We start from the raw sequence: 26,943 nt of genomic DNA on the forward strand, positions 1-26,943 counted from the left end.
TGTGACGATCCGGGAGTTACGCCACGACGCCGAGGTGCGCGCCGCGTGCGGGGACGACGACCTGCTGGTGTGGGCGGCGCAGGGGCTGCGCGGCGGGGCGCGGGCGTGGGCGCTGGGCGGGGCGGTGGTGGCCGCCGGCCCCGGGGCCTCGCGCCGGGACCGGCTGGGCGTGTGGGGCGAGCCCGCCGACGCCGTTGAGCTGGTCCGGTACGCGCTGGCCGAGCTGGGGTCCTCCTACCGGCCGTTCGGAGAGCTGGAGCTGATGCGCCAGGTGACGGCCAAGCTCGAGGTCCTGCGGGAGTCCGGGACGTTCTCCTGGATGAGCCTGCCGGCGCTGGACGGCCCGGCCGCCGGCCCAGCCGTCAGCGGGGTGGGCTGGCTGGAGCCGCAGGCCGAGACCGAGGTCGCGGCGCTGCTGGCGGCCGCAGCGCCCGAGTCGTACGCGGTGCCCGGTCTGGCCGGGGTGCGGCGCTGGGCCGGGGTGCGGGTCGGCGGCGAGCTGGCGGCGGTGGCGGCCGACGCCTGGTCGGCGCCGAGCGTGGGGCTGCTGGCCGGGGTGGCCACCAGGGCGGCCCTGCGGGGGCGGGGCCTGGCCGATCGGGTGTGCCGGTGGGCCTCGCGGGAGTTGCTGGCCGGCTACGGGCGGGCGGCGCTGATGGTGGACGACGCCAACGTGGCGGCCGTCACGGTCTACGAGCGGATCGGCTACCGGCGCCGGCGGGTGCTGGCCTGCCGCGTGGCCGGGTGAGGGGCGCGCCGGCGGGCGGAAAATTCGGGTGAGGTTCGGGCGGCGCTGGGGCAGAGTTGACGGCGTGATGTCCGATTTTGTACCTGGTATTGAGTTGTCCCGCGCCTTCTACGGCGAGGTGGTGGCGCCTTTGGTGTCCGGGGTCGCGCACAGTGCGGCGTTGATCGGGCCGGGGTCGGAGGTGCTGGAGTTCGACACGGCCCGCTCGGCCGACCATGACTGGGGGCCGCGGGTGCTGGTGTTCGTGGCGGCCGGGACCGCGCCCGAGGTGCGGGCGAGGGTGGAGGCGGGCCTGCCGGAGCGTTTCGGCGGTTTTCCGACCGTGTTCGGCTACCACGGCAGTGTGCAGCCCGGGGTGGCGGTGACGGAGCTGGGGTCGTGGCTGGTGGGGCGGCTGGGGTTCGATCCGCGTGCGGGGGTGTCGCTGCTGGACTGGTTGTCGGCGCCGTGGCAGAGCCTGGCCGAGGTGACGCGGGGCGAGGTGTTCCATGACGGGCTGGAGGCCGCCGTTCCGGGGGGCGGGTTGGAGACGGCCCGGGCGGCGTTGCGCTGGTATCCGGAAGATGTGTGGCGGTATGTGCTGGCGTGTCAGTGGCGGCGGATCGCGCAGGAGGAGCCGTTTCCGGGCCGGAGCGGCGAGGTGGGCGATGAGCTGGGCTCGGCCGTGGTGGGGGCGCGGCTGGCGCGGGAGGTGATGCGGCTGGCGCTGCTGTTGCGGCGCCGTTACCCGCCGTACGCGAAATGGCTCGGCAGCGCGCTGGCGCGCATGCCGGGCTCGACGGAGCTGGGGGAGTGCCTGGGGACGGCGGTGGCGGCGCGCTCCTGGCGGGAGCGGCAGGAGGGGCTGTCGGGGGCGTACGCGCGGGTGGCGGCGCTGCAGAACCGGATGGCGCTGGCCGAACGGCTGGATGAGCGGGTACGGGGGTTCTTCGACCGGCCGTTCGAGGTGATCGGCGGGGACCGGTTCGCGCAGGCGTTGCTGGAGTCGGTGTCGGACCCGGTGATCAAGGGCCTGCCGGTGGTGGGGTGCGTGGATCAGCTGTCGGATTCGACGGACCTGCTGATGGTGCCGGGGCGGGCGCGGGCGCTGACAGCGGCGACCCTCGGCCTCGAAGCTTACTGATCTACATTGTAAAGGGCGAGGGTGGTTGCATGATCATCCTCACCCCGGACAATCACAAACCGACGAGGGCCGCGGCCAGTTCCTCGACGCGGATGCGCCAGGCGTCGAGGGTGGTGGTGTCGCCGGTGTGGGTGACGATGAGCCGTGCGCCCTGGCCGGTGCCCTGGGTGAGCTCCCAGCGGACGGGGCCGGTGGGTGTGTCGTATTCGAGGAGTTTGGCGGTTTCGGCCCGGGTGACCGGCCCGGGCTGGAGGCCGGGTGCGGTGAAGGGGGCGGGCGGGGGGTCGCCGATGGTGGCGTCCTGGCCGCCCAGCAGGTGCCAGACGTCTTCGGCGGGGCGGGTGAGCTGGCGTTCGACGCGTACGTCGCCGTTGTGGGTGGTGGCGGGGACCAGGCCGAGGATGGCGACGTAGTCCTCGTGGAGGCGGGCGGATTCGGCGGGTTGGTTGTCGGCGGGTTGCTGGACGGGGCGTTGGTCGAGGACGTTGAGCAGGGCCATGAGGCAGGTGTGCCAGCCGGAGGCGAAGCTGGCGGCGCCGTGGTGGTCGGTGAAGGTGTGGGTGAAGGTGAGGATGCTGGCGTGGGGGCCGTCGGGGTGGATCTCCCAGCGGAGTTCGTCGTCGCCCCAGGTGTGGGCGTAGAGGTGGGGTGGGTTGTTCTCGGTGATGCGGCCGTCGGGTCCGAAGCCGTAGCTGATGTGGTCGCCGTCGATGGTGATGTCGGCGGGGAACCAGTGGGCGAGGTGTTCGGGTCGGGTGATGGCGCGCCAGACCTTTTCGGGTGGGTGGGGCAGGCGGCGTTGCATGCGCAGGGTGGTGCGGCCGTCGGGGTGGATGGTGAGGTTTTCGTTCATTGGTCGTCTTCCATGGTGTCGAGGTGGTGTTCGAGGCGGTCGAGGCTGTGGTTCCAGAGTTTGCGGTAGGGGGTGAGCCAGGCGTCGATTTCGGCGAGGGGAGCGGGGCGGAGTTCGTACCAGCGGCGTTGGGCGTCTTTGCGGACGGTGACGAGGCCGGCTTCGCGGAGGACTCGCAGGTGTTTGGAGGTGCCGGGTTGGGTGAGGCCGAGGTGGGTGGTGAGTTCGCTGACGAGGCGGGGGCGTTGGAGGAGGAGGTCGAGGATGTGGCGGCGGGTGGGTTCTGCCAGCACGTCGAAGCGCATGGTTCGTTAACATACCTGTTCGGCTATATACCTGCAAGGGCATGTATGGGGGTGGACTCTCCCTCGGTGGGAGGGTCCATGCTGGTGGGCGTGGATGAGGAGTTGCTGCCGATCGGGCAGTTCGCCAGGTTGGGGCGGTTGAGTGTGAAGCAGTTGCGTCACTATGACGAGCTGGGGTTGTTGCCGCCGGCGTATGTGGATGCGGTGACGGGTTATCGCTATTACCGGGCGTCGCAGGCTCGGGTGGCGTTGTCGATCGGGTTGTTGCGGTCGCTGGATGTGCCGCTGGCGGTGGTGGGTGAGGTGTTGTCGGGCGGGGCGCAGGCGCTTGAGGGGGTTCGGGAGGATCTGGAGGCGGAGTTGGCGCGGCGTCGTCGGACGCTCGCGTCGCTGGAGCGGGTGATGGCGCAGGGGTTGCCGTCGGCGCCGGTGCGGGTGGTGGAGGAGCCTGCGGTGCGGGTGGCGGTGGTGGCCGAGCGGGCGGCGGGTCCTGAGGATGTGGGGCGGGCGACGTCGCTGGCGGTGGCGCGGCTGGTGGGGCTGGTGGGTGGGGGTCCTGTTCGGCTGGTCGGGTTGTTCCCGGTGGACTTCGGCGAGGTGTTCGATGTGGAGGTGGCCGCGGTGCTGGGGGTGGGGGAGTCCGGTGGGGGTGCGCAGGTGCGGGTGCTGCCGGGGGGCAGGTTCGCGTGTGCGACGCATGTGGGGCCTTATGACCAGATGTCGCTGACGGCGCATGCGGTGCTGGCCTGGTGTGCCGAGCGCCGGTGTGCGGTGCGGGGGCCGATGCGGGAGGTGTACGTGTCGGATCCGGCGGTGACCTCGCCTGAGCTTCTTGTCACGCATCTGATGGTCTGTTTGGAGGAGTCATGAATTCTGGGCCGGCTGCGTACGGTCGGGGTGGGCGTCGAGGTGTGGTGAGCCGGGGGGCCGGGGTTAGCATGGCTGTGGCGGCCGTCCGCGCCCAACCTCCGGCGACTCGCCCCGGCCGGGTCACTTTCAGGAGGTAAAGGGAGGTTCACCTCTCGGACGGAGGATCTGCCGGTTGGTCGTGCGCCCGCCGTGCTGGTCGCCGGGGGACGCGCGGTTGGGGCGCGGGAGATGTTCATGACCAGGCAGGCGGATTTCAAGCGGCGGGTGCGTGCCCGTATGGCCAGGACCGGTGAGTCGTACGCGGTCGCGCGCCTGCGGTTGCTGGGCGGGCAGGGTGTCCCGGCTGAGGAGTGGATGGCGCAGGCGCTGCACATCAGCAACGGTGACTGCACCGATCTGGCGGGGACGGGGCTGGCCCGGCGGGTGGTGTACTGGCGGGATGTGCTGCATGAGGGGCCGGTGCCCGCGGTGGGGCCTGCTGAGCTGCGGCGGGTGCGGGCGGCGTTCCTGGCCGGTGCGGGCGCGGATGACCGCGGGGAGGGGTTGCGCATGTTCCTGGAGCGCGACGCCGCGGTGGAGGCCAACCGGGGTGGTGAGTATGTGCTGTGGTTCGAGGCCGATCTGTATGACCAGTTGCAGATCGTGGAGGTTCTGGCCCGGCTGGCCGGGCTGGGGGTGCCGGCCGAGCGTGTCACGTTGATCTGCATCGGGGAGCATCCTGGGATCGCCCGGTTCGGTGGGCTGGGGCAGTTGCGTGCCGAGCAGTTGCGGGAGTTGCCGGCGACGCGGGCGTGTGCGCGGCTGACTCCGGCGGCGTTGGAGTTGGCGACGCGGGCGTGGGCGGCTTTCCGGGCGCCGACGCCGCGGGGGTTGCCGGCGGTGGCGGCCGCGCGTTCGGGTGAGTTGCGTTTTGTGGGGGAGGCTTTCGAGCGTCTGAGCCGGGAGTATCCGTCCACGCGTGACGGGTTGTCGCTGACCGAGCGGCGGGTGCTGGCCGCGGTCGCCGCCGCGGAGTCGGAGGAGGAGGCGGGTGCCGGGGAGGTGTTCGTGCGGGCTTCGGCCCGCGAGGCGCGCCCGTTTCAGGGGGATACGTGGTGTTTCTCGGTGATGGAGCGGCTGGCGCGGGCCGAGTGCCCGCTGCTGGAACTGCGGCCCGCGGAGGGCCCGGTGGGGCCGGGGACCGTGCTGCGGCTGACCGGTGCGGGTGCCCGGGTGCTGGCGGGTGAGGAGGATCATGTGCGGCTGAACGGGGTCGATCGCTGGATCGGCGGGGTGCGGCTGAGCGGGCGGGATGTGCGGTGGCGGTGGGACGAGGGCCGGGAGGCTCTGACGGTCTGACGTCTCCCTGGGGGCTACGCACGTGCCGGACATAAGTACCTATATAGGTATTTTTCACCTCTTCTTGGGGTGTGATGTACGGCACGTTGGAAGCGTACGGAAAAGCAGCTGGATGCCAGGAACGGAGGAACCGGCACCATGTGCACGCACCAGCCTCCCTGTCCTCCGGCGGACTCCACCGCCCACCAGGCCGCGCGCCTGATCGCCTACCACCCCGAACAGGGATGGGGACTGCTGTGCAACGGGGTGGTCTTCTTCGACGACACGGGCGAACTGCTGCCCGACGGCCGCAGCGTCGTCCCCGCCCTGGAGCACGCGGCATGAGCGCCCTGGCGTCGTGGACGTTCACGCCCCAGGAACGCTCGGCGGGCCGGGCCGCGGCGCGCATCCAGCTCGCCGAGTGGGGGCTGCAGGACGCCTGCGACAAGGTCGTCCGGTTCGAGCTGCCCGTGCCGGCCCTGGTCCATGCGTGAACACCCGCCGGCGCGGCTACCGCGGCGAGTACAGCCACGGCTCGCGCAGCTCGAAGAAGTCCGGGTCCCCGGCGAACAGCTGTCCCATCGCGGGCGGCCGCGCCGCTGCCGCACCGGTGAAGTACACGGTCTCCAGGTAGCCGCCGTCCCCGTACAGCGCGGCGGTGCCGCCGATGAGGTCCGGCCGCGACGCCGCCAGCTCCTCCTGCCTGAGCCGGACGAGCTCGCGCACCCGCCCGGGGTCGCGCACCCTGCCCTGCGTCACCTGGACGAACCCTGCCGCGTCCGACCCTCCACCCAGGTATTCGAACACCTCGTCGCAGTCGAGGAAGGTCACCTCGCCGGCGAACAGCTTCGCGGTCTCGATCCACCACTGCCCGTGCTCGGGCCGGTCGCTGTTGCGGTGGGCCGCCGACCGCGTGGCGAAGCGGGTGACGCCGACGAACAGGCCGTCGCCGGTGACGCCGGCCGTGGTGCCCAGCCAGCCTTCGGCCCGGGGCGAAAGCTCGCGCGCCCACCACTGCAACGCCTCGCGCACGTCGCCGGCGTCGATCGCCCGGCCCTCGATGACCTGGATGAACATGGCTCGCCCCTCTCCTTTCCTCCACGCTAGGAGCGTTCTCCCGTCAAGGTCGAGACGCCGTTGCACCATGCGATGGCCAAAACTTGTTGTGGGTTCTTGACCGTGCTCGTCTGGGATAACGGCCGGGACATAACCTGGGGGCGACGACGTGGGATGCGGGCCGACGGCAGCGCCGGCCGCGTCGCGGAAGGCGCCAATGACAGCGGTGACTGCCAGCACCTACGGAGGGCGGCCCAACGGCGGGTTGCCGGCCGAGGTGACGAGTTTCGTGGGGCGTCGGCACGAGGTGGCCGAGGTCAAACAGCTGCTGTCCGCCTCCAGGGCGGTCACGCTGACCGGCATGGGCGGCGTCGGCAAGACCCGGCTGGCGATACGGGTCGGCCAGGACGTGCGGCGGGCCTTTCGCGACGGGGTGTGGCTGGTGGAGCTGGCCGAGCTGGACGGCCCCGCCCTGCTGGCGCAGGCCGTGGCCGAGGCGCTGGAGATCCGCGACCACACCGGCGGCACCCCGATGCGGGTGCTGACCCGTCACCTGCGCGACAAGCAGGCGCTGCTGATCCTGGACAACTGCGAGCACCTGATCGCCGAGTGCGCCGTGCTGAGCGAGGCGCTGCTGCGGGCGGCGCCCGATCTGCGGGTGTTGGCCACCAGCCGGCAGGCGATGGGCATCGCCGGCGAGCAGGCGGTGCCGGTGGCGCCGCTGCCGCTGCCGGACGCGCAGGTGCCGCTGGACAGGCTGGTCCGGCAGGACGCGGTACGGCTGTTCGCCGAACGCGCCCGCGCGGTCCTGCCGTCCTTCTCCGTCGTGGAGGACAACCGGGAGGTCGTCACCCGCATCGTGCGCCTGCTGGACGGGCTGCCGCTGGCGATCGAGCTGGCGGCGGTGCGCATGCGGGCCCTGTCGGCCGGGCAGCTGCTCGACCGGCTCGACGACCGTTTCCGCCTGCTGACCGGCGGGTCCAGGGCGGTGCTGCCCCGCCATCAGACGCTGCGGGCGCTGATCGATTGGAGTTACGCGCTATGTTCGCAAGAAGAACGCCTGCTGTGGGAGCGGGCCTCGGTGTTCGCGGGGGGCCTGGACCTGGAGGCGGCCGAGGCGGTGTGCGGCCAGGACGGGATCGACCCGCAGGACGTGGTCGATCTGGTGATCGGCCTGGTGGACAAGTCCGTGCTGATGCGAGAAGACCATCCGGGCGGCGTGCGCTACCGGATGCTGGAGACGCTGCGGCAGTACGGTCGCGAACGGCTCACGGACTCCGGCTGCGAGCCCGGCCTGCAGCGAGCGCACCGCAGTTATTACCGCGATCTTGCGGCGCGGGCCAGGGCGGAGCTGTTCGGGCCCGGCCAGGTGGCCTGGTTCGCCCGGCTCCAGCGCGAGCATGCCAACCTGCGGGCCGCCCTGGACAGCTGGATGAGCACCCCGGGCGAGGCCCGCGAGGGGCTGAGCATGGCGGGCGACCTGCTGTATCACTGGATCACCAGTTATTACCTGGCTGAGGGGCGCGGCTGGCTGGAGCAGGCGCTGGCCGCCGACACCGAGCCCAGCCGGGTACGGGCCCGCGCGCTGTGGGCCGGCGGCTGGCTGGCGATCATCCAGGCCGACATCCCGGCCGCCACCGCCATGCTGGAGGAGAGCCGCCGGCTCGGCGACAGACTCGACGACGAGCCGGTCCTGGCCTACGTGGCCCTGTTCTGCGGAATGGTGGCCATGTACGAGGGGCGAACGGAAGCCGCGATCGAGCTATACAGGGACGCCCTTGCCCGCCACCGCCGTACCGGCGACCCGGTCGGGATCGCGCTGTCGCTCATCCGGCTGACGCTCGCCCACTCGTTCCTGGGTGACTCCTCGGCCGCCATCGCGGCGGGCGAGGAGTGCCTGGCCGAGTGCGAGGCCAGCGGGGAGGGCTGGCACAGGGCGTACACGATGATGGCGCTGGGCGTGCAGGTGTGGCGGCAGGGGGACCTGGAGCGGGCCACCGAGCTGGAGAAGCAGAGCCTGGGCTTCAACCGGGCGCTGGGCGACCCGCTGGGCGTCGGCGTCAACATCGAGGTGCTGGCCTGGATCGCCGCCGGCCAGGGCCGCCACCAGCGGGCCGCGCGCCTGCTGGGCGTCCTGGAGACCATGTGGAACTGCGCCGGGGCGCCGCTGTCGGGGTTCGGGCACCTTGCCCGCTACCACCAGGAGTGCGAGGCGGCGATGCGCGAGGCGCTGGGGGAGGCGGCGTTCGAGACGGCCGTGCGGCGCGGGGCCCGCATGCCGCTGGAGGAGGCCCTGGCCTGCGCGCTGGAGGAGGACAGGCCTGAGCAGGCGGCCGAGCGGCAGGGGCAGGCGGCGCCGCTGACGCGCCGGGAGAGGGAGATCGCCGAACTGGTCGCCCAGGGGATGACGAACAAGGAGATCGCGGCGTCTCTGGTGATCGCGCAGCGGACCGCGGAGGGGCACATCGAGCACATCTTGGCCAAGCTGGGGTTCAGCTCGCGGGCGCAGATCGCGGTGTGGGTGGGGGAGCGGGCCCGCGCTGACGGGCACTTGGGGGGCTGAGGGGGCCGGGAACCGGCTTCAGGGGCAAGGCCGGTTCACGGCCGTCTTGAGCGTGTCAGTACGGCAGCGGCCGCCCTGACGGGGTCCGCAGGTCCACACCCTGGGCAGGGCGGCACGTGGGGCGCTTGGAGACGCGGATCCTTGTCTGGCGCACGATGCGTCATTCCTTTCCGTCGACGCCGTACGGGCTTTCCGGTACGGCCTTTCCGGTGGCTGCGGCCCTTTCAGGCGGTGGCTACGGCGGTGTTGCGGCGCTTGCGGGGCGCTTTGGGCGCTTTTAGTTAGGTACGGGCGCCCGGGCCGGTCAGGCGTGCTGCTCGCAGGAGCGCTCGCCGGTGACGAGCTCGAACCACACGACCTTGCCGGCGACCCCCCAGCAGCAGGCCAGCCGGGCCAGCACCGGGTCGTGCGCGCGCTGTGCGGCCGCGCGGCAGCGGGCGACGGCGGCCGGCAGCGGGCTGTCGTCCTCGACCTCGCAGCGCAGCAGCCCGTCCTCGACCCACAGCGAGAGCCTGATCCGCGTGCCCGCGTGCCGCAGGGCGTTGGCGACCAGCGCGCCGACCAGCAGATCGGCGGTCTCGGCCTGCTCGTGCAGCCCCCAGTCGGCCAGCCGGACGGCGGTCATGCGCCGCGCTCCCGGAACCGCCGACGGGCGCGCCGACAGCAGCCACGACACGGCGCGGTCCTGTCCCGCCCACCCGGCGCGGACGGCCAGGCCGTCCCCCATGGCCAGGAGCCCGTTCCAGGACAGCAGCCGCAGCGCGGGTTGCTGCTCCGTTGTGCCGCGCTCGATGCGCGGCTGCAACATGGCTGGCACGTGTATCGTCTCCTCCCCGTGTCGGCGCATGTGTGTTCTATGACACGTTTAGCTTCGCTCCGACCCCCCAGCCGGGGAGAGGGGGTAAATCCCCATATAGGTACCTATTCACCCGTATGTCGGTACCGGGAGGTCCGGAAAACACGGCAAACCGGGCGTCAGCCCCGTGGCGCGTACATGATCACCAAGACGCCCGCCAGGCACACCAGCGACCCGATGACATCCCACCGGTCCGGCCGGAACCCGTCGGCCACCACACCCCACAGCAGCGACCCGGCCACGAACACCCCGCCGTACGCGGCCAGAATCCGCCCGAAATGCGCATCAGGCTGCAACGTGGCCACGAAACCGTACAGGCCCAGCGCGATCACCCCCGCGCCCGCCCACACCAGCCCACGCTGCTCCCGCACCCCCTGCCACACCAGCCACGCCCCGCCGATCTCGAACAGGGCCGCCAACGCGAACAACACCAGCGAACGCACTACCGTCATGCCCGCCATTGCACCAGCCCCCACCGGCGCCGCGCACACCGGCCCCGCTCGCCTCCCCCAGCAGCGAGCCCGCCCACGCGCCGACCCGCTCACCCCGACGGACCAACCGCTTACGCAGCGTGCCCTCCATGACGAACCCGGCCTTCCGCGCGACGCGCCGCGAGGCCTCATCGTTGAGGCCGAACGGCCTCAAACGTCAACCGGCCCGCGTCGATGCCCACCCGCCCCATAACCAAGATCGTGACAGATCCGCCCCGCCGTTGACATGATCGGCAGCATGACAGCCGGCAAACGCTTCGACGAGGGCGCCACGGCGGTGCGCCGCCACGTCTGGAACGGCAAGGTGTGGTCGGCCACGCCGTACCGGGTCCTGCAGGACACCGACGAGTACCTCGTGGTGGCCGGCTGGCCGGGGCTGCGCAGCCTCGCCTGCACCACCTGGATCACCTCCATCCTGAACGGCGGCAGCAACCGGGACCGCACCATCGCCCAGCTGGCCTCGGGCCGGTGGGAACTCGGCTGGTGGACCTGGCGGGACACCACCACGCGCAGCTGGTACGGCATCGGCAAACACTTCACCGTCCGCCAGTTCTTCGACGCCGAGCATCGGCCCCTGACCTGGTACATCGACTTCGACCTGCCCAAAGCGCGCACCCGCCTGGGCATCGACACCTTCGACCTGCTGCTCGACCTGATCGTCGAACCCGACCTGTCGCGCCGCCACTGGAAGGACGAGGACGAATACCGGCACGGCAGACGGCTCGGGCTCATCGACGACCACGTACACCGCCACGTCAACGCCGCCCGCGAGGAGGTCGTCGCGCTCATCGAGACCCGCCAGGGCCCCTTCGCCTCCGACTGGTCACCGCCCGCGCACACGCTGTGGCAGACGCCGACCCTTCCCGAGGACGCCCTCGAGATGCCCTGAGCGGTGGGTCCGGGCCCGGGCTGGTCACCGGCGAGCGCGGTCAGACTCCCGACGAGACCGGCGACCACAGGTGAGGCCGGCCGGTAACGGACGACACGCCCTTGACGCCGGTAGGTGACCAGCCCAGCCGGGCACGAGGAGGCGATCATCGCCGTTTCCCTGCCCACCGTCTTGGGCCCGTCCCACATCACCGAACCACGCGAGATCGCCGCCGTGGTGCTGTTCCCGGCCTCCGGGAAGGCGCCCGACATCAACGGCTCCGAACTCGTCATCGACGGCAGCGTGCGCGAAGAGCTCTGACCACGACACCCGGCCCCCGAAGACGCGGCCGGACAAAAGGTCAAGGGTGTTAGATTGTCGGGCGATTGATGTTGATCTGACAGTAGAGGCGTGACTCACGTGGCAGGGTTTGAGATCTACTTCGACACGCTCGAGGAGTGCGCCACCAAGGCCAAGGGAGTCGCGAACCAGTTCAAGGGCGCGGCCGAGGATGGTCCCACGAGCGTCAGCACCTCCTGCTTCGGCGACCTGGAGGACCTTTCCAGCAAGCTCACCAAGGCCGTCAACGACTTCGAGGTGAAGATCGACGCCGAGATACGCCATGCCCAGCAGAACCTGATCAAGGTCGAGGCGGCCATCCACCGGGTCGTCGACAACGTCCGCAAGGCCGACCTCCCCACCGTTCCCCGGACGGAGCAGGTGTGACGGACATCTGGGACCAGTACCTCAACCCCATCCAGCGCGTCATCGACAGCCTGAGCGGCGACCAGGCCCAGATCTCCAAGATCTCGGGACAATGGCGAACCCTGGCCGGCGACCTGACCACGGAGAGCGGCGTCATCAAACGCGCGGCCAACAGGGTCGACAGCGCCTGGAGCGGCGTCGCCGCCGAGAACTTCGCCAAGTACATGGCCAGATATCCCGAGTCCGGTACGGCCCTGAGCGAGGCCCTGACCAGCTGCGCCGGCAAGCTGGATGCCGCCGGTACGGCCCTTGAGACGGCCAAGGGCGAGGTCCAGGCCCTCTACCGGGAAAAACGCGCCTGGCTGGACGAGCAGCGCGGCGACCCAGACAGCACGACGATCTCGATGACGAGCATCAGGTCCCAGGTGTCCAACGCCCTCGAACGGGCCAAGGTGCACACGGACAAGGCGGGCGAGGCCCTCGGCCAGGCCACGAATGAGATCGGCAAGCACCTCGGCGATGTGCGGTTCTTCACCGGCATCCCCGCTCCCGGCGATCAGGACTTCGTCCCGGGCAACAAGTCCGGGACGAGCTGGATCCCCGACCCGGACTTCCGGCCCCACACCCCGAAGACACAACTGGCGTCCTACAACGGCGACGGCGCGCCGACCACCAGCGGCGGCATCGGGAACGGCAGCAACGGGGCAGGCGGCGGCAGCGCAGGCGGGGGCGGGGGCGCGCCTTCGCTGGCCGTCCCGCCGAACGCCCACAGCCTGGCGCCCAATCCTCGCGCCCAGTCCGTCATCGACTACGCCCTCAAGCAGCTCGGCGACCCTTACGTGTGGGGAGCGACAGGGCCCGGCTCCTTCGACTGCTCCGGGCTGACCCTGCGCGCGTACGAGTCCGCGGGGACCTCCATCCCCCGTGTCGCCCACGACCAGTGGCTGCGCGGGCCGCGCATTCCCGAGGGCAATGTGCAGGCCGGGGACCTGGTCTTCTTCGACAACAACGGCGACGGCACCGCTGACCATGTGGGCATCGTGCTCGACCCCGAGAAGGGCACGATGATCCACGCGCCCAGACCGGGCTCCGAGGTCAAGATCGCCCCCTACAGCCGCACCCCCATGGGCTTCACCCGGCCGGGAACGAGCTGACCCCGAAGTCGCACCTGACCTGACCGTACGCCCCTCGCTCGCTGCGCCACCTGCTGGACTTGGCGGCGCAGCTTCGCGAGGGCCGGAGCGCGCGAAGGTTTTCCGGCGGTTCGGGGTGGCTCGGCCTTCGGGGTGGCTCGGCGGCTCAGCTATGGGGGAGCGCGTCAGGCGTTACCGGCAGGGTCGGGGGTGTCCAGTCCCACAGGGGGCCGAGTGTGCGGGGAGCCAGGCGCGCCCACAGCGTTGAGGGGGTGAGCCGGAGGGCGAGAGCGGTCAGGGCGTGGGTGGTCGACCCGGCGTTGATCACTTGAAGGCCGGCCTGGCGGGCGTTGCGGGCGGTGGCCTGGGTGCGGGGCCGGCGCTGGGTATCGTAGGCGTCCAGCGCCGCGGGTACGGGAGCGTTGCCGGCGAGGGTGGCGGCCAGGACGACGGCGTCTTCGATCGATTGGCCGGCGCCTTGTCCGCGATCAGGGCTCATGGCGTGGGCGGCGTCGCCGAGCAGGGCGATCCGGCCGCTGGTGTAGGCCGGCAGATCGGGCAGATCGTGGATGTCGAGGTGGGCGACCTGTTCGGGCGGCGTGGCTTCCAGGAGGGCGGGGATCGGGTCGTGCCAGCCGGCGACGCGCCGGCGCACTTGTTCCAGTTCGTCGTCGAAGCGGACGCCGCTCTGGTCGGCGGTGGTGCCCAGCGCCCAGTAGACCTGGCCCGGCGCGACGGGGTGGATGAGGAAGTAGCAGCCACGGCCCAGGGTCATGCTGCCGTTCACCGGGACGGAGGTGTCGGCCAGACCGAGCCAGGCGGTGTAGCCGAGGAAACGCGGGCCGGGGGCCTGCGGCCACAGCAGGCGGCGGGTGAGGCTGTGGATGCCGTCGGCGCCGATGGCCAGGTCGGCGTCCTGCCGGCCGGCGGTGTGGGTGACGGTCACCTTCTCGCAGTTCTGGGCCAGGCCGGTGACCTCGACGCCGGTGTGCACCACGTCTTCGGGCAGTGCCTGGCGGAGCAGCCGATGCAGGGCGGCGCGGCGGAAGGCGCGCAGCGGCGGGTTCTGGCCGGTGGGGGCGCGCATCAGGTGGCGGCCTGACGGCAGGCGCATGGCGTGGGTGGCCCAGGTCGGCATGCTCGCGGCTTCGGCCTGTTCGGCCAGGCCGAGTTCGGCCAGGGCGCGCATCGCGTTGGGCGATTGCGACAAGCCGGCGCCCACCTCGCCGAAGGCGGGCACGCGCTCCAGCACATCCACCTGCCAGCCGATGCGGCGCAGGGCGACGGCGGCGGCCAGACCGCCGATGCCGCCCCCGATCACGATCGCGTGGCCGGTCATGAATCCTCCTTGTCCAGCGGTGGGGCCTGTTCGAACACCTTGGCCATCCACGCGAAGGTGGCGTGCGCCTGGCGGACGCGTGCGGCCCGTTCGTCGTCGGGGCCGAGCAGATCGAGGCCCTGGCGGGTGATGTCGAGGAACGAGGCGATCCCCGCCACCTGCTGTCGCACCACCGCCTGCCAGGCGTCGTCGGCCATCCGGTAGTACATGGTGCGATCGCCCGGCCGGGTCCTCCAGGTGAGGAAGCCCATGCCGGTCAGCAGCCGCAGGTTCATGGTCAAAGACGCGCGGCTGGCGCCGATGGCGGCGCTGATCTGGCCGGCCGACTGCTCCGGCGGGTCGCAGACCATCAGCCAGCCCAGGATCCGCCCGGCGATCGGTGGCACGCCATCGCGTGCCAGGTGCATGGCGACCTGCTCGGCCCATTCCAGCAGTTGTTCGTCATCGGCCACACGAACCCCCTCTTTTCTCGAGTTTCAGTATGAGCTAAAGTCCGTGTATCCAACAAGATGGTGAGCCGGGAAGTCTGGTCGGCCCGCGACGCACGTCGCGGAGAACAAGGAGGGCTTCCCTATGTCCACCCCATGGCTGCTGCGCTGCGGCCTGGCCGCCGGTGTCCTGGTTCCGGTAGTGCTGTGGGCCGACGGCGCCACCCGCCCCGGCTACAGCCTGTGGCACCACGGCGCCAGCCAGCTCGGCACGGGCGAGCGCGCCTGGCTGCAGACCGCCAACTTCCTGCTCGGCGCCCTGCTTCTGGGCCTGTTCGCCATCGGCCTGCGACGGGCCCTGCGCGTCGGCCGCGGCGCCACCTGGGGACCCGCCCTCATCGCCACCGCAGCCGTCGGCCTGGCCGTGGCCGGGTTGGTGCCCACCGACCCCGCCCTCGGCTACCCGCCCGGACAGCCGGAAGGCATCACCCCCGCCGGAGGCGTCCACCAGGCGGCCGGGCTCGCCCTGTTCGCGGGCCTCAGCGGCGCCGCCTTCGTCCTCGCCCGACGCTTGGGCGCCTCCAGCCGCGCCTGGGCCCGCTACCTGCGCACCTCAGGTTCTCTCGTCATCATCTTCGCCTTCGCCGCCGGCATCGCCTACCGCCTCGACACGCTCGGCATCTGGCGACCCGCTCCGGCTGGTCTGCTCGAGCACCTCGCCCTGCTGGCAGGGTTCTGCTGGATCATCGCCGTCGCCACAGAGCCGCTGCGCCGCCCAACCGACACGTTTCCTACCGGCACCCCACATCGGCCCGGCGCGCCCCGAGCTTAAGGAGGCGTTCGAGTTCGGCGTCCTGATCGCGGTCGGTGGCGTTGACGTCGATGTGCGGCCGCAGCTTGCCCGCCTTGGGCTCGGTGGTGGGGCTGAAGACCAGAGCCGGCTGCGATCCGCCGGACCTTCCCACGGTCCGATCTCCACCGCGCCGTCGTCGTCGGTGCCGAGCACGACGAAACCCAGCACCTCGCACCAGAACGCCGCCAGCCGTTGCGGATCCCGGCAATCGATCACGAGCTCGGAAATGCGGCAGGCCATGATCGGCACCCCACCGGGCACCAACCGCACGCAACCAATCCTCAACCGGCCCGGGCCGCGACACGGCGGCCGACACGGCGAAGGGCCCGAACCCCGCTCCGGGGCCGGGGCCCATCCCGGGCGGAAGGTGCGCGATCCCCGGCCCAGGCCAAGTAAAGCCGGGCCGGGGATCGCCTGCCGATCAGCTCGACAGGTTCGCGAACATGCCGGGCTCGTAGGAGCCTCCCGGGTTGCCTACGATCACGCCGAGCCGGTTGGCCGCGTTGATCATGGCGACCAGGTAGACCAGCGCGGCCACCTGGTCGTCGTCGTAGTGCTCACGCACCCGGGCCCAGGTATCATCCGACACGCCGGTGTGGGCGTCGGCCAGCCGGGTGCCCTCCTCGGCGAACGCCAGCACGGCCCGCTCGGCATCGGTGAACACGGTCGACTCACGCCAGGCGGCCACCAGGTTGACGCGCACCGCGCTCTCCCCGGCGACCGCGAGCTCCTTGGTGTGGAAGTCCACGCAGAAACCGCAGCCGTTGATCTGGCTGACGCGCAGGTTCACCAGCTCCACCGTGCTCTTGGACAGCGACGACTGCTCGATCGCCAGGCTCACACCGGCGAACCGCTTGCCGATCTTGGCGCCGAGCTCGTTGGCGAACAGGTCGAAACGGGGTCCCATGACTTCGTCCTCACTCACGGAACAACGTGCCGCGCGGATCGTCCGCGCGGCCTTTGACGACCATGAAGATGCCGGCGACCCGGGCCCTGTGACAGCGCGCGGATGTGACGTGCGCCACCCGCCACAGGTGTCACAGGGCGCAGGGGAGCGGCATCTCGTGCGTGTGACACGGTGGGAGCCGCCGGACAGGACCCGACGATGGACACACCCGAGGCGCGCTGGCGGTGGAGGCCTGGACGCGTGCACCGCAACCTGGTGTTCATCCTCGCCGACCGGCAGGCGCCGGCGATGTCGTCGCAGAAGATCAGGGTGTCGGAGTGGTCGGGGCCGCCCATCATTGGCGTCGTCGGATGGTCGGTATCCAGCCAGTCGCTCGCGGGGGCGCGAGCGTGGCCTCGTACACCTCCGGCGGCGCGGCCGCGATCAGTAGTAGCCGTGGATGGTGGTGGAGTTGAAGGTGCGCTTCTGGCCGTTGGGCTTGGTCAGCACGATGCGGCCGAACAGGTCGTCGATGTAGCCGTCGTCCTCATTGAGCTGGCTCCAGGTCGCCACCATGTCGAACTCGGCCGAGAGTCCGTTGTCCCCTGCGGTACTCCAGGTGACCGGCACCGACACCAGGCTGTTGTCGAAGGCGGGGTCCTGGCCGATGACCTTGGCGGAGAACTCCTCGCCGGGATGATCGATGATGGCCTGGGCCTCCTCGCGGCTCATGGCCACGTCGATGCCGAGGTGGACGTTGATGTCCCCGCCGAGTTGTATCCGGTCGAGGCTGAACCACATGACGAAGCCGCTGCCGCTGTTGCACACGTTGACGGGATTCGGCTCGGCCGAGGCGGGATTCGCCAGGAAGACGGCGGTGGTGGCCGCGGCCGATAAGACAATCGCCAGCCTGCGGATCGGGGAACGGTTGATAGCGCTCATGGGATGGCTCCTTCAGCCGGGGCGGCCCGGAGTTGCTGATAGTTCTTCCCTTTCTGCGTTCCATCGCGTTCCACGCGGTTGTCTCTCAAGGCCCGCCCGATCGTCGACGGCAGGCCCTATCCTCAACCCATGGAGGGTAGAAAGGTCCATCTCGATCTCGAGGCGGAGGCGGCCCTGCCTGTACGCCGCCGCACAGACCCTTCCTCTTTCCGCAGTCCGCGCTGGCCGGCGCCGTGGCCACGCAGGCGGTGGGCATGCTCGGCCTGTACGCGTTCGGCGCTCATCCGGTGGCGGCGGTGCTGTTCCTGGTGTTGATGGGCGGCGCTCTCGACCCGGTGTTCATGACCACGCAGAACGCGATGCTGCACTGCGCCCCGGGCCGCACGGACATCGCCCTCGCAGCGAACTCCGGCGCCTACAACGCCGGCATCGCGGCCGGCGCCGCGCTTGGGGGACTGGTCCTGCCGCTCGCCGGTGTACGGAGCACCTTCCTCGCCGGCGGGCTGCTGACCGTCGGGTCCTGCGCGGTCCTGCTCGGCGGCCGACTGCTGCGCGGGCGCCGAGGCCCCGAACGCTCAGCACGCCGATGAAGGACACCGGCTCGGATCCGCCAACCGCAACCGGGCGTGCCTGAAGACTGCAGGTACGCACTTCGGACGGTCAGACCGCTGCTGCGGTCGCGGGCGGCAGGGCTCCGATGATCCGGCCGCCCCGGTCGGCCGTCGAGTCGGGCGATCCGCGACGCCTGCTCGGCATCCTCGCCCCTGACGTCCTCTCCTGGGCGAGGCCGGGGGAGTCGTGCAGGCCGCGCTCGCGCCCATCGTGGGAGCCGAGACGGTGGCCCCTGGCCGCCGGGCCCGAGCAGGTTCGGCGCCGCGGCCTCGCTGGAGCCGGCCCAGGGCAACGGCTGCCCGGCGCTGATCGTCCGGCTCGAGGGCGAGCGCGATGGCGAGCGCGACGCCGTCATCGCCGCACGCCTCGACGGCGGATCGGTCACCGGCCTGTACGCCGTGCGCGACCCCGGGGAGGCGCATGAAGGGGCAGACCGCCCTACACCACTGAACCCCCCGGCTCAGGTGGCGGCGGGGGTGGAGCGCGTGGCCAGGTGGTCGAGCGGGATGCCGAGCACGTCGGCCAGAGCGGCGATCGTGAAGAACGCCGGTGTGGCGATCCTGCCGGTCTCGATCTTGCGCAGGGTCTCGGCCGACATCCCCGCCGCGGCGGCGACCTCGACGATGCTGCGCTCGCCACGGGCCCGGCGCAGCACCAAGCCGAGCTGCTCGCCACGCAGCCGCTCCTCGGGGGTCAGCGGAGGTCTTACCATGACACCCACTCTATACCCAGGGATACAAATACCGGTATTGTTATCCCGCCAGAAGGTGGGCCCCCGCCCTCACCGGCCACGCAACAGCGGATGAGCACGCATCGCCACCTCCAGCTCACCCGGCAGCTCATCTCGATACCGCCCGAGCGTCGACAGATCACTGTGCCCCAGCACCCGCCGCACCGCATCCATGTCCACCGCATCGGCCAGCAGATGCGTCGCCGTCGTATGCCGCAACCCGTGCGGCGTCACCGAACGCCGCTGATCGGGATCCACCCGCTGCTGCACCCGATCGATCACCGCCTGCACATCCCCCCGCGCCAGCCGCCGCCCCCGCCACGACAACAGCAACGCCTTGTCGGCCACCGCCGGCCGCCCCTGCGCCAGATACTCCTGCAACACCCTGGCCACGTCATCCGGCAACGGCACATCCCGCGTCCGCCCGCCCTTGCCGAAGATCCGCCAATAGCGCACCCCGTCGTTGGTGAAGAAATCCTCCACATTCGCCCGCACCAACTCCGACACCCGCGGCCCCACCGTCGACAACAACAGCACGATCACCGCATCACGCAACTCCGTACGCTGATCCCGCCGCTTACCCTCCGGCGGGGGAGCATCCCCCAGCGTGCGCGCCGCCCCGATCAACCCCTGCGCCTGCTCCCGCGTCAACGCCCGCCGCTGCGGACGCAACCCCCCACGCTCCTTCGACGTCACCGTCGAGGCCGTCATCGGATTGAGCTGCACCCACCCCGCCAGCGTCGCATGCTTGAACAACGCCGAGATCGAGCGCCGAAACCGCGCCTGCGACGACGGCGACTGCCCCCCGCTCGGAGCACGCAGCCGCCCATCAGGCCGCCGGGCGAACGCCAACAACAGCGCATCCACATCAGCGCCCGTCAGATCGTCCAGCACCACATCCCCGCCGGCCAACTCCACCAGCGTCGCCACATCCCGCGCATACACCTCGGCCGTCGACGGCGACAACGCCCCCGTCACCGTCCTGGCCCGCACCAGCTCCACATAGCGGTCACCCGCCTCCGCCACCGTCAACCGGTCGAGCTCCGCAGGCCGCACCGGCCACCCCTTCCCTCGCGCCACGAACACCCAAGCACGACGGTAGCGGCCCCCACCGACAGAAACACCCGCCGCAGAGCAGCGCACCCGGACACGAGCCCGGGAGGCCGGGCCCGTGGGCCTAGATGTCGCGGAAGGTCTCGATACGCGCCCCCAACGCGTTCAACCGCTCAGCCAGATCCTCATACCCGCGGTTGATCACGTACACGTTCCGCAGCACCGACGTGCCCTCCGCCGCCATCATCGCCAGCAGCACCACCACCGCCGGCCGCAACGCCGGCGGGCACATCATCTCCGCGCTACGCCACCGCGTCGGCCCCTCCACCAGCACCCGATGCGGATCCAGCAGCTTCACCGACGCCCCCAGCCGCGTCAGCTCCGTCAGATAGATCGCCCGGTTGTCGTAGACCCAGTCATGGATCAACGTCGAACCCTGCGCCGAGGCCGCGATGGCCGCGAAGAACGGCACATTGTCGATGTTCAGCCCCGGGAACGGCATCGGATGGATCTTGTCGATGGGGGAGACCAGCTTCGAGGGCCGCACCGTCAGATCCACCAGCCGCGTACGACCGTTGGCCGCCGCGTACTCCCCGCCCCGATCACAGTCGAGGCCCATCTCCTCCAGCACCGCCAGCTCGATCTCCAGGAACTCCACCGGCACCCGGCAGATCGTCAGCTCCGACGACGTCACCACCGCCGCCGCCAGCAGGCTCATCGCCTCCACCGGATCCTCAGAGGGGGAGTAGTCGACATCCCGCTCGATGTCCGCCAGACCGTGCACCGTCAACGTCGTCGTCCCCACCCCCTCCACCCGCACCCCGAGCTCCTCCAGGAAGAAGCACAGATCCTGCACCATGTAGTTGGAGGAGGCGTTACGGATCACCGTCACCCCGTCGTGCCGCGCCGCCGCCAGCAGCGCGTTCTCCGTCACCGTGTCACCCCGCTCGGTCAACACGATCGGCCGCGACGGCGCCGCCCCCCGATCCACCCGCGCGTGATAGAACCCGCCCGTCGCCGTGATGTCCAGCCCGAAATGCTTCAGCGCCGACATGTGCGGCTGCACCGTACGCGTCCCCAGATCACAACCCCCCGCATAGGGGATCTGGAACTGCTCCGTACGATGCATCAACGGCCCCAGGAACATGATCACGCTCCTGGTACGGCGCGCCGCCTCCGTGTCCATCGCCTCCAGCTCCAGCCGGGCCGGAGGAACGATCTCCAGATCGCTGCCCTCGTTGATCCACCGCGCCCGCACCCCGATCGAGGCCAGCACCTCCAGGATCCGGTAGACCTCCTCGATCCGCGCCACCTTGCGCAGGATCGTCCGCCCCGAGTTCAGCAACGACGCGCACAACAACGCCACACACGCGTTCTTCGAGGTCTTGACATCGATGCTGCCCGACAACCGGCGACCGCCCACCACCCGCAGATGCATCGGCCCCGCATACCCCAGCGAGACGATCTCACTGTCGAGCGCCTCACCGATCCGGGCGATCATCTCAAGACTGATGTTCTGGTTGCCGCGCTCGATCCGGTTGACCGCGCTCTGCGACGTCGCCAGAGCGTCCGCCAGCTGCAGCTGCGTCCAACCACGATGCTGTCGCGCATCCCGGATCAACCGGCCGATCCGTACAAGGTAATCATCTGACACAACACGAGACCATATCTCACATATGAGATGCACCAGCCCCAGCAGGCGCCGACACACCGGACAACTCACCAAGACGCACCAAATGCTCCGGAGTCGCCTCCGCCCGCACCTTGTGCACGAACGCCCGCCGCGCCGCCCGGAACTCACGCCGATCCTCGAACATGTCCCGGCTCATCTCGGCCAACTCCTCCGCCCGGAAAGCATCCAACGGCTTACGCCGCTCATCCACCTCCCGAACCTGCCGCCGACCGGCAAGCAGCCGATCATAACCCGGATCCACCGCCAGCCGCTCCGCGTACTCCAGCACCCGACGCTCGAAGTCCAGCCGCGAACCCCCCAGCATCCGATCCGCCAACCCCAACTCCACCGCCTCGACGGCACCCACCGGCAACGCCTGCCGCGTCAACCGCCGCGCCGCCTCCGCCCCCACCCGCCGCGGCAGCACATACGTCCAGTACTCACTCCCGAACAACCCCATCGTCCGGTAATGCGGATTCAACACCACCGAATCCCGGATGATCACCCGATCCGCCCCCAGACCCATCATCACCCCACCGGCACCCGCATTCCCCCCGATCGAGGTCACCACCAGCTGACCCGTACACCCCACGATCTCCCGGCACACCGCGTTGATCGCATTGATGTTCGCCCACGCCTCCAACTCCGGATGCCGCGACGCCTCGATCACATTCAGATGAATGCCATTGGAAAACGCCTCCCCACCCCGCACCACCAGCACCTTCGTGTCCTGCGCCACCGCATACCGCAACGCCGAGGACAACCGCCGACACTGATCCGTCGACATCGCCCCGTTGTAGAAGTCGAAACTCACCACCCCCACACCGTCACTACGGTCATACGTGATCTCGCTGTACCCCGGACGCTCCGGCGCCGAAGCCACCCGATCACCCAGCGCCAACGTCGCCGGAAGCTTGACCGCCCCCTCCTGCTCCAACCGCACATGCCCCACCCACACCGACCCGTCACCGGTGTTCACCAGCACCGCACCCTCACGCCGCGCCGCCACCTCACCCGGCCGCCCCCCAAGCTCCGGACCCCGGTACACGTCGAACACCCGCACCGCCACCTCACACAACTGCGACCGCCCACCAGGCGCACCATCAGCCGCCCGCACCCGCCTCACGATCTCCTCCGTGGACTCCTCCCACGAAAACTCCCGATCACCGTGCCGCATCGCCCGCCGCAACCGCCCCCGCACCTCCGGCGAACGGTAATCCAGCGGCTCCGGCGAGAACGACGCGTCCGCCGCCTTCACCGCCACCTCCGCCACCAACTCCACCGCCGCATCGGCCACCGGCCCGTTGTACAACGCCGACTTACGCGGCACCCCCGAAGAACCCCCGGACGGCATCGCGAACGTCCGATACCCCCAGATCGGACCCGCGTCCATCTCCTCCACCGCCTGCAACGCCGTCACCCCCCACTCGGGCACGGCCTCCAAAATCGCCCAATCCAGCGACGACGGCCCCCGATCCCCGGGCGGACCCGGATGAATGATCACCGTACGATGCGTCCGCCACAGCTGCTCAGGCACCCGCTCCTTCAAAAACGGGCAGATCACCAGATCCGGCTTGGCCAGCTCGGCCGCCTCCACCATCGCCCGCTCCGAGACGGCCAGCTCGACGGCGACGTCATGACCGGCCCGGCGCAGCTCCAGCCAGCAACGCTGGGTCAGGCCGTTGAAGGAGGAGCACAGCAGCAAGATACGCAACGGGGGACTTCTTTCCAGGCAACGAGAACGACACGGAGTTCAGGGGCGAAAGGGGACCGCTCGGCGGGAGGGGCGTTACCTCCGGCCCCGCGCATTTAAGACAGCCCCATATGGCCCATACATACCTTTGATGCTGACACGGATCGTCCACTCCTGGTGACGCTTCCTGACAAAAACCCGCCGTGACCAGCCCTAATTGACCTGCTTTGCCCGAAACATCCGCTGTGATGGGCGCATAACCACGCGTCACAGCACAACCGAAACCCCTATCCGGGAGCTCCAACCCGGGGGAGTGGGCCGCATTCGCCGGCAATTCGCGAACGTGCCGTCCCGGTATGACCGGCCCGTGGCGGCCCCGTCGGGGGCGGGCGCGCGTCGGCGTGGGGCGCGGCGGGCGTCTGAGGGCTCGCGTCCCTTTAGGTGCCGTTTGCTACCTCATATCCCATACCAAACAGAATTCAGCTTCTGTTCGGTATGGGATGATTTTTCGGGTTCGGGGTGGGGAGGGGTCACAAACGGTCGACGAAGCGCGCGGCGGCGCGCTGGCTCATGCCGGTCTCACCGCGCACCAGGAAGACGGCTTCCTGCAGCCGGCCGAGCGCTTTGAGCTCGCGGGCCTGATCGACGAGGCCGGCGCTGACGCCGGGCCGGTTGCGCGGGTGCCGGGTCAGCCGGGCGGCCATGATGATCAGCCAGATGGCCAGGGCGGTGATCACGGCTGTGAGTGAGACGAGACCGGGGGTTGTGATCTCCAGGGCAGGCATGGTGTGGCGCCTGCCCGGGCGCGGACGGTTCATGCCAGTTGCTTGATAATGAACATTATGTCAAGTAGCCGTTTCCGGGAGGAGTGTACCGCTCCCCTCGGCGGGTGGGGCCGGTGGGTTTGATGGGATTTTTTTCCCGGTGGCGCGGCGGGGTCACGGGTGGTGCGGCGGGGGCCGGTTCCGGGGGTTGAGCGGGGGTTTCGGGGTGCGGCGCGAGGGTCGGGCGGGCTCCCCTGGGCGCTTACGGAGAGTTTGACGTTCTGTGGATTCGCTGTCCTTGACGCGAGGTGTGGTTTTACAGTGGAAGTCCTGCTATTCGCGCCGCGAGAGGAGCAGCACGTGGGGAGCCAGTCGGTGTTATGCCCGGTGTGTCAGGGGGTCGTGCCCGCGACGGGTAAGGAGGCGTACACGGCGCTGCGGGCGCGCCTCGTTCTGACGAACGGTTATTGCGCGGGCGGGTGCGCCGAGCGGCGTGCTGAGGAGCAGGCCCAGCAGCAGACGCAGCAGGTGGCCCAGCAGGTGGTGCGGCCGCAGCCGGCTGTGGAGCCGGTGCCGGTGGCGCCTGCGGCGCCGGTGCGGCAGGTTGTGACGCCGTTGCGGGTGGTGCGCTGATCGCTGTGGGGTGATCGGTTTCGCGGGGGGTTCGTGGCGGGTGGCCGGTGGCCTGGTCGGGGTTATGGGTGGCCGTCGGTGGTGTGCCAGTAGTCGCGGGTCTCGATGGCGAGGCCGTCGGGGTCGAAGCGGGCCAGGACGCAGCCGGCGAGGGTGATGGGGCGGCCGTTGTCGTGGGCGTGGACCCGGAATTCGATGGCGGCCGTGTCTCCGTCGACGATGGGGGTGGCGAAGGTGACGTGGGGGGCGGTTTCGCCGGTGAACGACCATTGGATGTAGTCGGCGATGGCGTGTTTGCCCTGGTGTGGGGGGCGGAAGGGCATGCTGGTGTGGACGGCGTCGTCGCGGTAGAGGGTGAGGATCGCGGCGGTGTCGTGGTGGGTCCAGCCGCGTTGCCAGGTGTCGGCGAAGCGTTGGGCGGCCGTTCGGGTGTCCATGGGGATCATTGTGCGGGTGGCCGGGGCGTGCGGGTGGGGGTTTGCGCGGTCTGAGTGTGAGGCCGGTTTTGTGCGGGTGGGTGGGCTGAGGTGGGGGTCCGCTCCCCCGTGGTGTGCTGCTCCCCTGCCGGTTACCAGGGGTGTACGGCGGTGACGGCGGTGATGGGCAGCGGCCCGTACAGGTGGGGGAAGCCGTTCTCGATGCGGATGTCGAGGTCGGTGGGGTCGATGTCGAGGATGAGCAGGGGTTCGGTGAGGTGGGCGTAGAAGGCGGTGTGGACGCCGCGTAGCTGGGTCAGGTCGCGGCTGCAGTGGATGAAGCCGATCTCGTCGAGGGTGCGGCCGAGGGTGGAGATGCGGTACTCCCCCGCTTTCTGGGCGTCGTCCCAGTCGGTGCGCAGGGCGAGGTGGTGGATGAGGCCGGTCATGGGGTCCATTCGGTGCGGAGGATGGCGTAGACGGCTTCGGTGGTCCATTCGCCTTTGACGTATTCGTTGTCGATGAGGGTGGCTTCGCGGCGCATGTGGAGTTTTTCCAGGACGCGGGCGGAGGCGGTGTTGCGGGCGTCGAGGCGGCCGGTGATGCGGTGCAGGTCGAGGTCGTGGAAGCCGAGGCGGAGCATTTCGCGGGCGGCTTCGGGGGCGTAGCCGTGGCCGTGGTGGTCGGGGTGGAGGATGTAGCCGATCTCGCCTTGGCGGTGTTGTCTGCTGGTCCAGATGAGCAGGGTCTGGCCGATGAGGTGGCCGGTGTGGCGCAGGGTGATGGCCAGGTCGATGGCGTCGCCTTCGTCGGTGAGGGTGGTGCGGGTGGTCCTCTTGTCGAGGAAGGCGCGGGTGGTGTCGCGGTCGCGGGGCTCCCAGTAGAGGTAGCGGGCGACGTCGGGGCGCGATTCGTAGGCGTGGACGGCGTCGAGGTCGTCGGGGGTGAAGGGGCGCAGCAGGAGGCGGCCGGTGGTGATCGGGTAGAGGGGTTTGAGCACGGAGGAAGTGTAGGGAGTGGTCAGGGGGGCGGCAATGCGTTTTTCGCGGTGGTGACGGCGAGGGTGAGCAGGGTGCGGGCTTCGTCGAGGGGGCGCTGTTCGACGACTTGTTCGAGCCAGAGGGCGCTGAGGGTGGTGTAGAGGAGGCGGACGCGGGTGTCGGTCTCGGGGAGGTGGAGGGTTTCGGCGAGGATGCGGGCGCAGCCGTCTGTCCAGCGGCGGGCGATCTGCTGGAGGACGGGGTCGCGGCCGGCGTGGACGTAGAGCTCCCAGAGGCCGAGTTGGCGGGTGCGGTCGGCGGTGGCGATCTGGTCGGTGAGGGCGGTCAGGCCGTGGCCGGTGATCCAGGTGCGGGTGGTGGCGAGTTCGGTTTCGACGAGTTGGGCGAAGGCTTCGGCGAGGAGTTGGTCGCGGGAGGTGAAGTAGTAGGTGGTGGCGGCCAGGGGGAGGTTGGCGCGGTGGGCGACGGCTCGGTGGGTGACGGCGGCGAAGCCGCCTTCGGTGAGCAGGTCGACGGCGGCGGTCAGGAGGGTGGCGCGGCGGCGGCGTCCGCGGGCCTGGATGGGGCCGTGTGCGGCGGGCGGGGCGGCGGGTGGGGCGGTGGGCTGGCTGGCGGGTGGGTGGTGCCGCTCCCCTGCTGGTGTGTCTGGGGTGTGGTCCTGGTGCGGGTTCAATGGCCACCTGCGAGGTTGAGGACTACGACGCCGCCGATGATGAGCAGGATACCGCCGATCTTGAGTGGGGTGAGGGTCTCGCCCATGAAGGCGGCGCCGATGAGGGCGATGGCGGCGGTGCCGGCGCCGGCCCAGACGGCGTAGGCGGTGCCCATGTCGAGGTGTTGTTTGAGTGCTTGGGACAGCAGGGCGAAGGAGGTGATGTAGCCGGCGGCGACGGCGATGGTCCAGCCGATGTGGGTCAGGCCGTTGCTGAGTTTGAGTGCGGTGGTGGCCAGGACTTCGGTGGCGATGGCGAGGGTGAGCAGGAGCCAGGGCATGGGGGTCTCCCGGACGAAAAGTGGTACGTGCGTGCCATTT

33 protein-coding genes and 1 pseudogene are annotated in these 26,943 nt (G+C 70.3%); 14 read left to right on the top strand and 20 right to left on the bottom strand.

Annotated elements, in window-relative coordinates; all coding sequences use genetic code 11:
- Position 1 precedes the first annotated feature (1 nt).
- Together ACIBQ1_RS43945 and ACIBQ1_RS43950 are read left to right on the top strand one after the other, a co-directional pair.
- Positions 2-748 (top strand): GNAT family N-acetyltransferase, encoded by a 747-nt coding sequence (locus tag ACIBQ1_RS43945; protein ID WP_397286754.1) that lies wholly within the window; start codon positions 2-4, stop codon positions 746-748.
- Positions 749-815: 67 nt separating this feature from the next.
- Positions 816-1,871, top strand: a complete 1,056-nt coding sequence (locus ACIBQ1_RS43950) for a DUF4037 domain-containing protein (protein WP_397286756.1) — start codon at positions 816-818, stop codon at positions 1,869-1,871.
- 52 nt (positions 1,872-1,923) lie between these two features.
- Here ACIBQ1_RS43950 and ACIBQ1_RS43955 read toward each other — a convergent pair whose 3' ends face one another.
- Both ACIBQ1_RS43955 and ACIBQ1_RS43960 read right to left on the bottom strand, forming a co-directional pair.
- Positions 1,924-2,724 (bottom strand): SRPBCC family protein, encoded by an 801-nt coding sequence (locus ACIBQ1_RS43955; protein WP_397286758.1) that lies wholly within the window; start codon positions 2,722-2,724, stop codon positions 1,924-1,926.
- On the bottom strand, positions 2,721-3,029 hold the full coding sequence (locus tag ACIBQ1_RS43960; protein ID WP_397286760.1) for an ArsR/SmtB family transcription factor: 309 nt from the start codon (positions 3,027-3,029) through the stop codon (positions 2,721-2,723). Before ACIBQ1_RS43960 ends, ACIBQ1_RS43955 begins: the two co-directional genes overlap by 4 nt.
- 78 nt (positions 3,030-3,107) lie before the next feature.
- On the opposite strand from ACIBQ1_RS43960, the gene ACIBQ1_RS43965 reads away from it, so the two are divergent.
- From ACIBQ1_RS43965 to ACIBQ1_RS43980, 4 genes are all read left to right on the top strand, one after another.
- Positions 3,108-3,899 carry a MerR family transcriptional regulator gene (locus ACIBQ1_RS43965; RefSeq protein WP_397286762.1) on the top strand — a complete coding sequence of 264 codons (792 nt, stop codon included), beginning with the start codon at positions 3,108-3,110 and terminating at the stop codon, positions 3,897-3,899.
- A gap of 234 nt (positions 3,900-4,133) precedes the next feature.
- Positions 4,134-5,237 (top strand): hypothetical protein, encoded by a 1,104-nt coding sequence (locus ACIBQ1_RS43970; protein WP_397286764.1) that lies wholly within the window; start codon positions 4,134-4,136, stop codon positions 5,235-5,237.
- Positions 5,238-5,375: 138 nt separating this feature from the next.
- Positions 5,376-5,561 (top strand): DUF5999 family protein, encoded by a 186-nt coding sequence (locus ACIBQ1_RS43975; protein ID WP_397286766.1) that lies wholly within the window; start codon positions 5,376-5,378, stop codon positions 5,559-5,561.
- On the top strand, positions 5,558-5,710 hold the full coding sequence (locus ACIBQ1_RS43980) for a hypothetical protein (protein ID WP_397286768.1): 153 nt from the start codon (positions 5,558-5,560) through the stop codon (positions 5,708-5,710). The genes ACIBQ1_RS43975 and ACIBQ1_RS43980 overlap by 4 nt, the downstream gene beginning before the upstream one ends.
- A gap of 16 nt (positions 5,711-5,726) precedes the next feature.
- On the opposite strand, the gene ACIBQ1_RS43985 is transcribed toward ACIBQ1_RS43980, so the two are convergent.
- Complete coding sequence (locus tag ACIBQ1_RS43985) at positions 5,727-6,293, bottom strand: hypothetical protein (RefSeq protein ID WP_397286770.1); 567 nt, start codon at positions 6,291-6,293, stop codon at positions 5,727-5,729.
- Between the two features lie 205 nt (positions 6,294-6,498).
- Between ACIBQ1_RS43985 and ACIBQ1_RS43990 the strand changes: the two genes are divergently transcribed.
- Positions 6,499-8,835: an ATP-binding protein gene (locus ACIBQ1_RS43990; protein WP_397286772.1), complete on the top strand. Its 2,337-nt coding sequence runs from the start codon at positions 6,499-6,501 to the stop codon at positions 8,833-8,835.
- A gap of 304 nt (positions 8,836-9,139) precedes the next feature.
- On the opposite strand, the gene ACIBQ1_RS43995 is transcribed toward ACIBQ1_RS43990, so the two are convergent.
- The gene (locus ACIBQ1_RS43995) at positions 9,140-9,652 is read right to left on the bottom strand and encodes an ATP-binding protein (protein ID WP_397286774.1); all 513 of its coding nucleotides are present in this window, start codon (positions 9,650-9,652) and stop codon (positions 9,140-9,142) included.
- Positions 9,653-9,810: 158 nt separating this feature from the next.
- Positions 9,811-10,143, bottom strand: a complete 333-nt coding sequence (locus tag ACIBQ1_RS44000) for a YnfA family protein (protein WP_397286776.1) — start codon at positions 10,141-10,143, stop codon at positions 9,811-9,813.
- 277 nt (positions 10,144-10,420) lie between these two features.
- On the opposite strand from ACIBQ1_RS44000, the gene ACIBQ1_RS44005 reads away from it, so the two are divergent.
- The 4 genes from ACIBQ1_RS44005 to ACIBQ1_RS44020 all read left to right on the top strand — a co-directional run bounded on the left by ACIBQ1_RS44005 (position 10,421) and on the right by ACIBQ1_RS44020 (position 12,909).
- Entirely contained in the window at positions 10,421-11,071 is a 651-nt protein-coding gene (locus tag ACIBQ1_RS44005; protein WP_397286778.1) for a DUF402 domain-containing protein, read from the top strand.
- A 114-nt stretch (positions 11,072-11,185) separates the two neighbouring features.
- Entirely contained in the window at positions 11,186-11,371 is a 186-nt protein-coding gene (locus ACIBQ1_RS44010) for a hypothetical protein (protein ID WP_397286780.1), read from the top strand.
- Between the two features lie 99 nt (positions 11,372-11,470).
- Positions 11,471-11,776, top strand: coding sequence for a hypothetical protein (locus ACIBQ1_RS44015; protein ID WP_397286782.1), 306 nt, complete (start codon positions 11,471-11,473; stop codon positions 11,774-11,776).
- Entirely contained in the window at positions 11,773-12,909 is a 1,137-nt protein-coding gene (locus tag ACIBQ1_RS44020; RefSeq protein ID WP_397286784.1) for an NlpC/P60 family protein, read from the top strand. Before ACIBQ1_RS44015 ends, ACIBQ1_RS44020 begins: the two co-directional genes overlap by 4 nt.
- A gap of 145 nt (positions 12,910-13,054) precedes the next feature.
- Here the strand turns inward: ACIBQ1_RS44020 and ACIBQ1_RS44025 are convergent, their stop codons facing one another.
- Positions 13,055-14,227 carry an FAD-dependent monooxygenase gene (locus tag ACIBQ1_RS44025; RefSeq protein ID WP_397286786.1) on the bottom strand — a complete coding sequence of 391 codons (1,173 nt, stop codon included), beginning with the start codon at positions 14,225-14,227 and terminating at the stop codon, positions 13,055-13,057.
- Entirely contained in the window at positions 14,224-14,679 is a 456-nt protein-coding gene (locus ACIBQ1_RS44030) for a GbsR/MarR family transcriptional regulator (protein WP_397286788.1), read from the bottom strand. The genes ACIBQ1_RS44025 and ACIBQ1_RS44030 overlap by 4 nt, the downstream gene beginning before the upstream one ends.
- A gap of 121 nt (positions 14,680-14,800) precedes the next feature.
- Here ACIBQ1_RS44030 and ACIBQ1_RS44035 point away from each other — a divergent pair, with 121 nt between their 5' ends.
- Positions 14,801-15,487, top strand: a complete 687-nt coding sequence (locus ACIBQ1_RS44035; RefSeq protein ID WP_397286790.1) for a DUF998 domain-containing protein — start codon at positions 14,801-14,803, stop codon at positions 15,485-15,487.
- Here ACIBQ1_RS44035 and ACIBQ1_RS44040 read toward each other — a convergent pair.
- The 3 genes and pseudogenes from ACIBQ1_RS44040 to ACIBQ1_RS44050 form a co-directional block, all read right to left on the bottom strand.
- A pseudogene (locus tag ACIBQ1_RS44040) lies at positions 15,456-15,748 on the bottom strand (VOC family protein); the annotation flags it as partial. The gene ACIBQ1_RS44035 and the pseudogene ACIBQ1_RS44040 sit on opposite strands and share 32 nt — an antisense overlap.
- A gap of 181 nt (positions 15,749-15,929) precedes the next feature.
- Complete coding sequence (locus tag ACIBQ1_RS44045) at positions 15,930-16,415, bottom strand: carboxymuconolactone decarboxylase family protein (protein ID WP_397286792.1); 486 nt, start codon at positions 16,413-16,415, stop codon at positions 15,930-15,932.
- Between the two features lie 423 nt (positions 16,416-16,838).
- Entirely contained in the window at positions 16,839-17,336 is a 498-nt protein-coding gene (locus tag ACIBQ1_RS44050) for a hypothetical protein (protein WP_397286794.1), read from the bottom strand.
- 233 nt (positions 17,337-17,569) lie between these two features.
- Between ACIBQ1_RS44050 and ACIBQ1_RS44055 the strand changes: the two genes are divergently transcribed.
- Positions 17,570-17,926, top strand: coding sequence for a hypothetical protein (locus ACIBQ1_RS44055; RefSeq protein ID WP_397286796.1), 357 nt, complete (start codon positions 17,570-17,572; stop codon positions 17,924-17,926).
- 482 nt (positions 17,927-18,408) lie between these two features.
- On the opposite strand, the gene ACIBQ1_RS44060 is transcribed toward ACIBQ1_RS44055, so the two are convergent.
- The 5 genes from ACIBQ1_RS44060 to ACIBQ1_RS44080 all read right to left on the bottom strand — a co-directional run bounded on the left by ACIBQ1_RS44060 (position 18,409) and on the right by ACIBQ1_RS44080 (position 23,833).
- Entirely contained in the window at positions 18,409-18,660 is a 252-nt protein-coding gene (locus ACIBQ1_RS44060) for a helix-turn-helix transcriptional regulator (RefSeq protein ID WP_355385063.1), read from the bottom strand.
- Positions 18,661-18,729: 69 nt separating this feature from the next.
- Positions 18,730-19,734, bottom strand: coding sequence for a tyrosine-type recombinase/integrase (locus ACIBQ1_RS44065; protein ID WP_397286798.1), 1,005 nt, complete (start codon positions 19,732-19,734; stop codon positions 18,730-18,732).
- Between the two features lie 121 nt (positions 19,735-19,855).
- Positions 19,856-21,385: a helix-turn-helix domain-containing protein gene (locus ACIBQ1_RS44070; RefSeq protein WP_397286800.1), complete on the bottom strand. Its 1,530-nt coding sequence runs from the start codon at positions 21,383-21,385 to the stop codon at positions 19,856-19,858.
- Between the two features lie 16 nt (positions 21,386-21,401).
- Positions 21,402-23,117 carry an enoyl-CoA hydratase-related protein gene (locus tag ACIBQ1_RS44075; RefSeq protein WP_397286802.1) on the bottom strand — a complete coding sequence of 572 codons (1,716 nt, stop codon included), beginning with the start codon at positions 23,115-23,117 and terminating at the stop codon, positions 21,402-21,404.
- Between the two features lie 509 nt (positions 23,118-23,626).
- Positions 23,627-23,833, bottom strand: a complete 207-nt coding sequence (locus ACIBQ1_RS44080) for a hypothetical protein (protein WP_397286804.1) — start codon at positions 23,831-23,833, stop codon at positions 23,627-23,629.
- Positions 23,834-24,262: 429 nt separating this feature from the next.
- Between ACIBQ1_RS44080 and ACIBQ1_RS44085 the strand changes: the two genes are divergently transcribed.
- The gene (locus tag ACIBQ1_RS44085; protein WP_397286806.1) at positions 24,263-24,493 is read left to right on the top strand and encodes a hypothetical protein; all 231 of its coding nucleotides are present in this window, start codon (positions 24,263-24,265) and stop codon (positions 24,491-24,493) included.
- A 62-nt stretch (positions 24,494-24,555) separates the two neighbouring features.
- Here ACIBQ1_RS44085 and ACIBQ1_RS44090 read toward each other — a convergent pair whose 3' ends face one another.
- The 5 genes from ACIBQ1_RS44090 to ACIBQ1_RS44110 form a co-directional block, all read right to left on the bottom strand.
- The gene (locus ACIBQ1_RS44090) at positions 24,556-24,930 is read right to left on the bottom strand and encodes a nuclear transport factor 2 family protein (RefSeq protein WP_397286808.1); all 375 of its coding nucleotides are present in this window, start codon (positions 24,928-24,930) and stop codon (positions 24,556-24,558) included.
- Positions 24,931-25,061: 131 nt separating this feature from the next.
- Positions 25,062-25,358, bottom strand: a complete 297-nt coding sequence (locus ACIBQ1_RS44095; RefSeq protein ID WP_397286810.1) for a DUF952 domain-containing protein — start codon at positions 25,356-25,358, stop codon at positions 25,062-25,064.
- On the bottom strand, positions 25,355-25,909 hold the full coding sequence (locus tag ACIBQ1_RS44100; RefSeq protein ID WP_397286812.1) for a GNAT family N-acetyltransferase: 555 nt from the start codon (positions 25,907-25,909) through the stop codon (positions 25,355-25,357). Before ACIBQ1_RS44100 ends, ACIBQ1_RS44095 begins: the two co-directional genes overlap by 4 nt.
- 20 nt (positions 25,910-25,929) lie before the next feature.
- Positions 25,930-26,583, bottom strand: a complete 654-nt coding sequence (locus tag ACIBQ1_RS44105; protein WP_397286814.1) for a TetR/AcrR family transcriptional regulator — start codon at positions 26,581-26,583, stop codon at positions 25,930-25,932.
- Complete coding sequence (locus ACIBQ1_RS44110) at positions 26,580-26,903, bottom strand: DMT family transporter (RefSeq protein WP_397286816.1); 324 nt, start codon at positions 26,901-26,903, stop codon at positions 26,580-26,582. Before ACIBQ1_RS44110 ends, ACIBQ1_RS44105 begins: the two co-directional genes overlap by 4 nt.
- Positions 26,904-26,943 lie beyond the last annotated feature (40 nt).

Source organism: Nonomuraea sp. NPDC050153 (assembly GCF_044460125.1).
In the GTDB taxonomy this organism is placed as follows: Bacteria; Actinomycetota; Actinomycetes; order Streptosporangiales; family Streptosporangiaceae; genus Nonomuraea.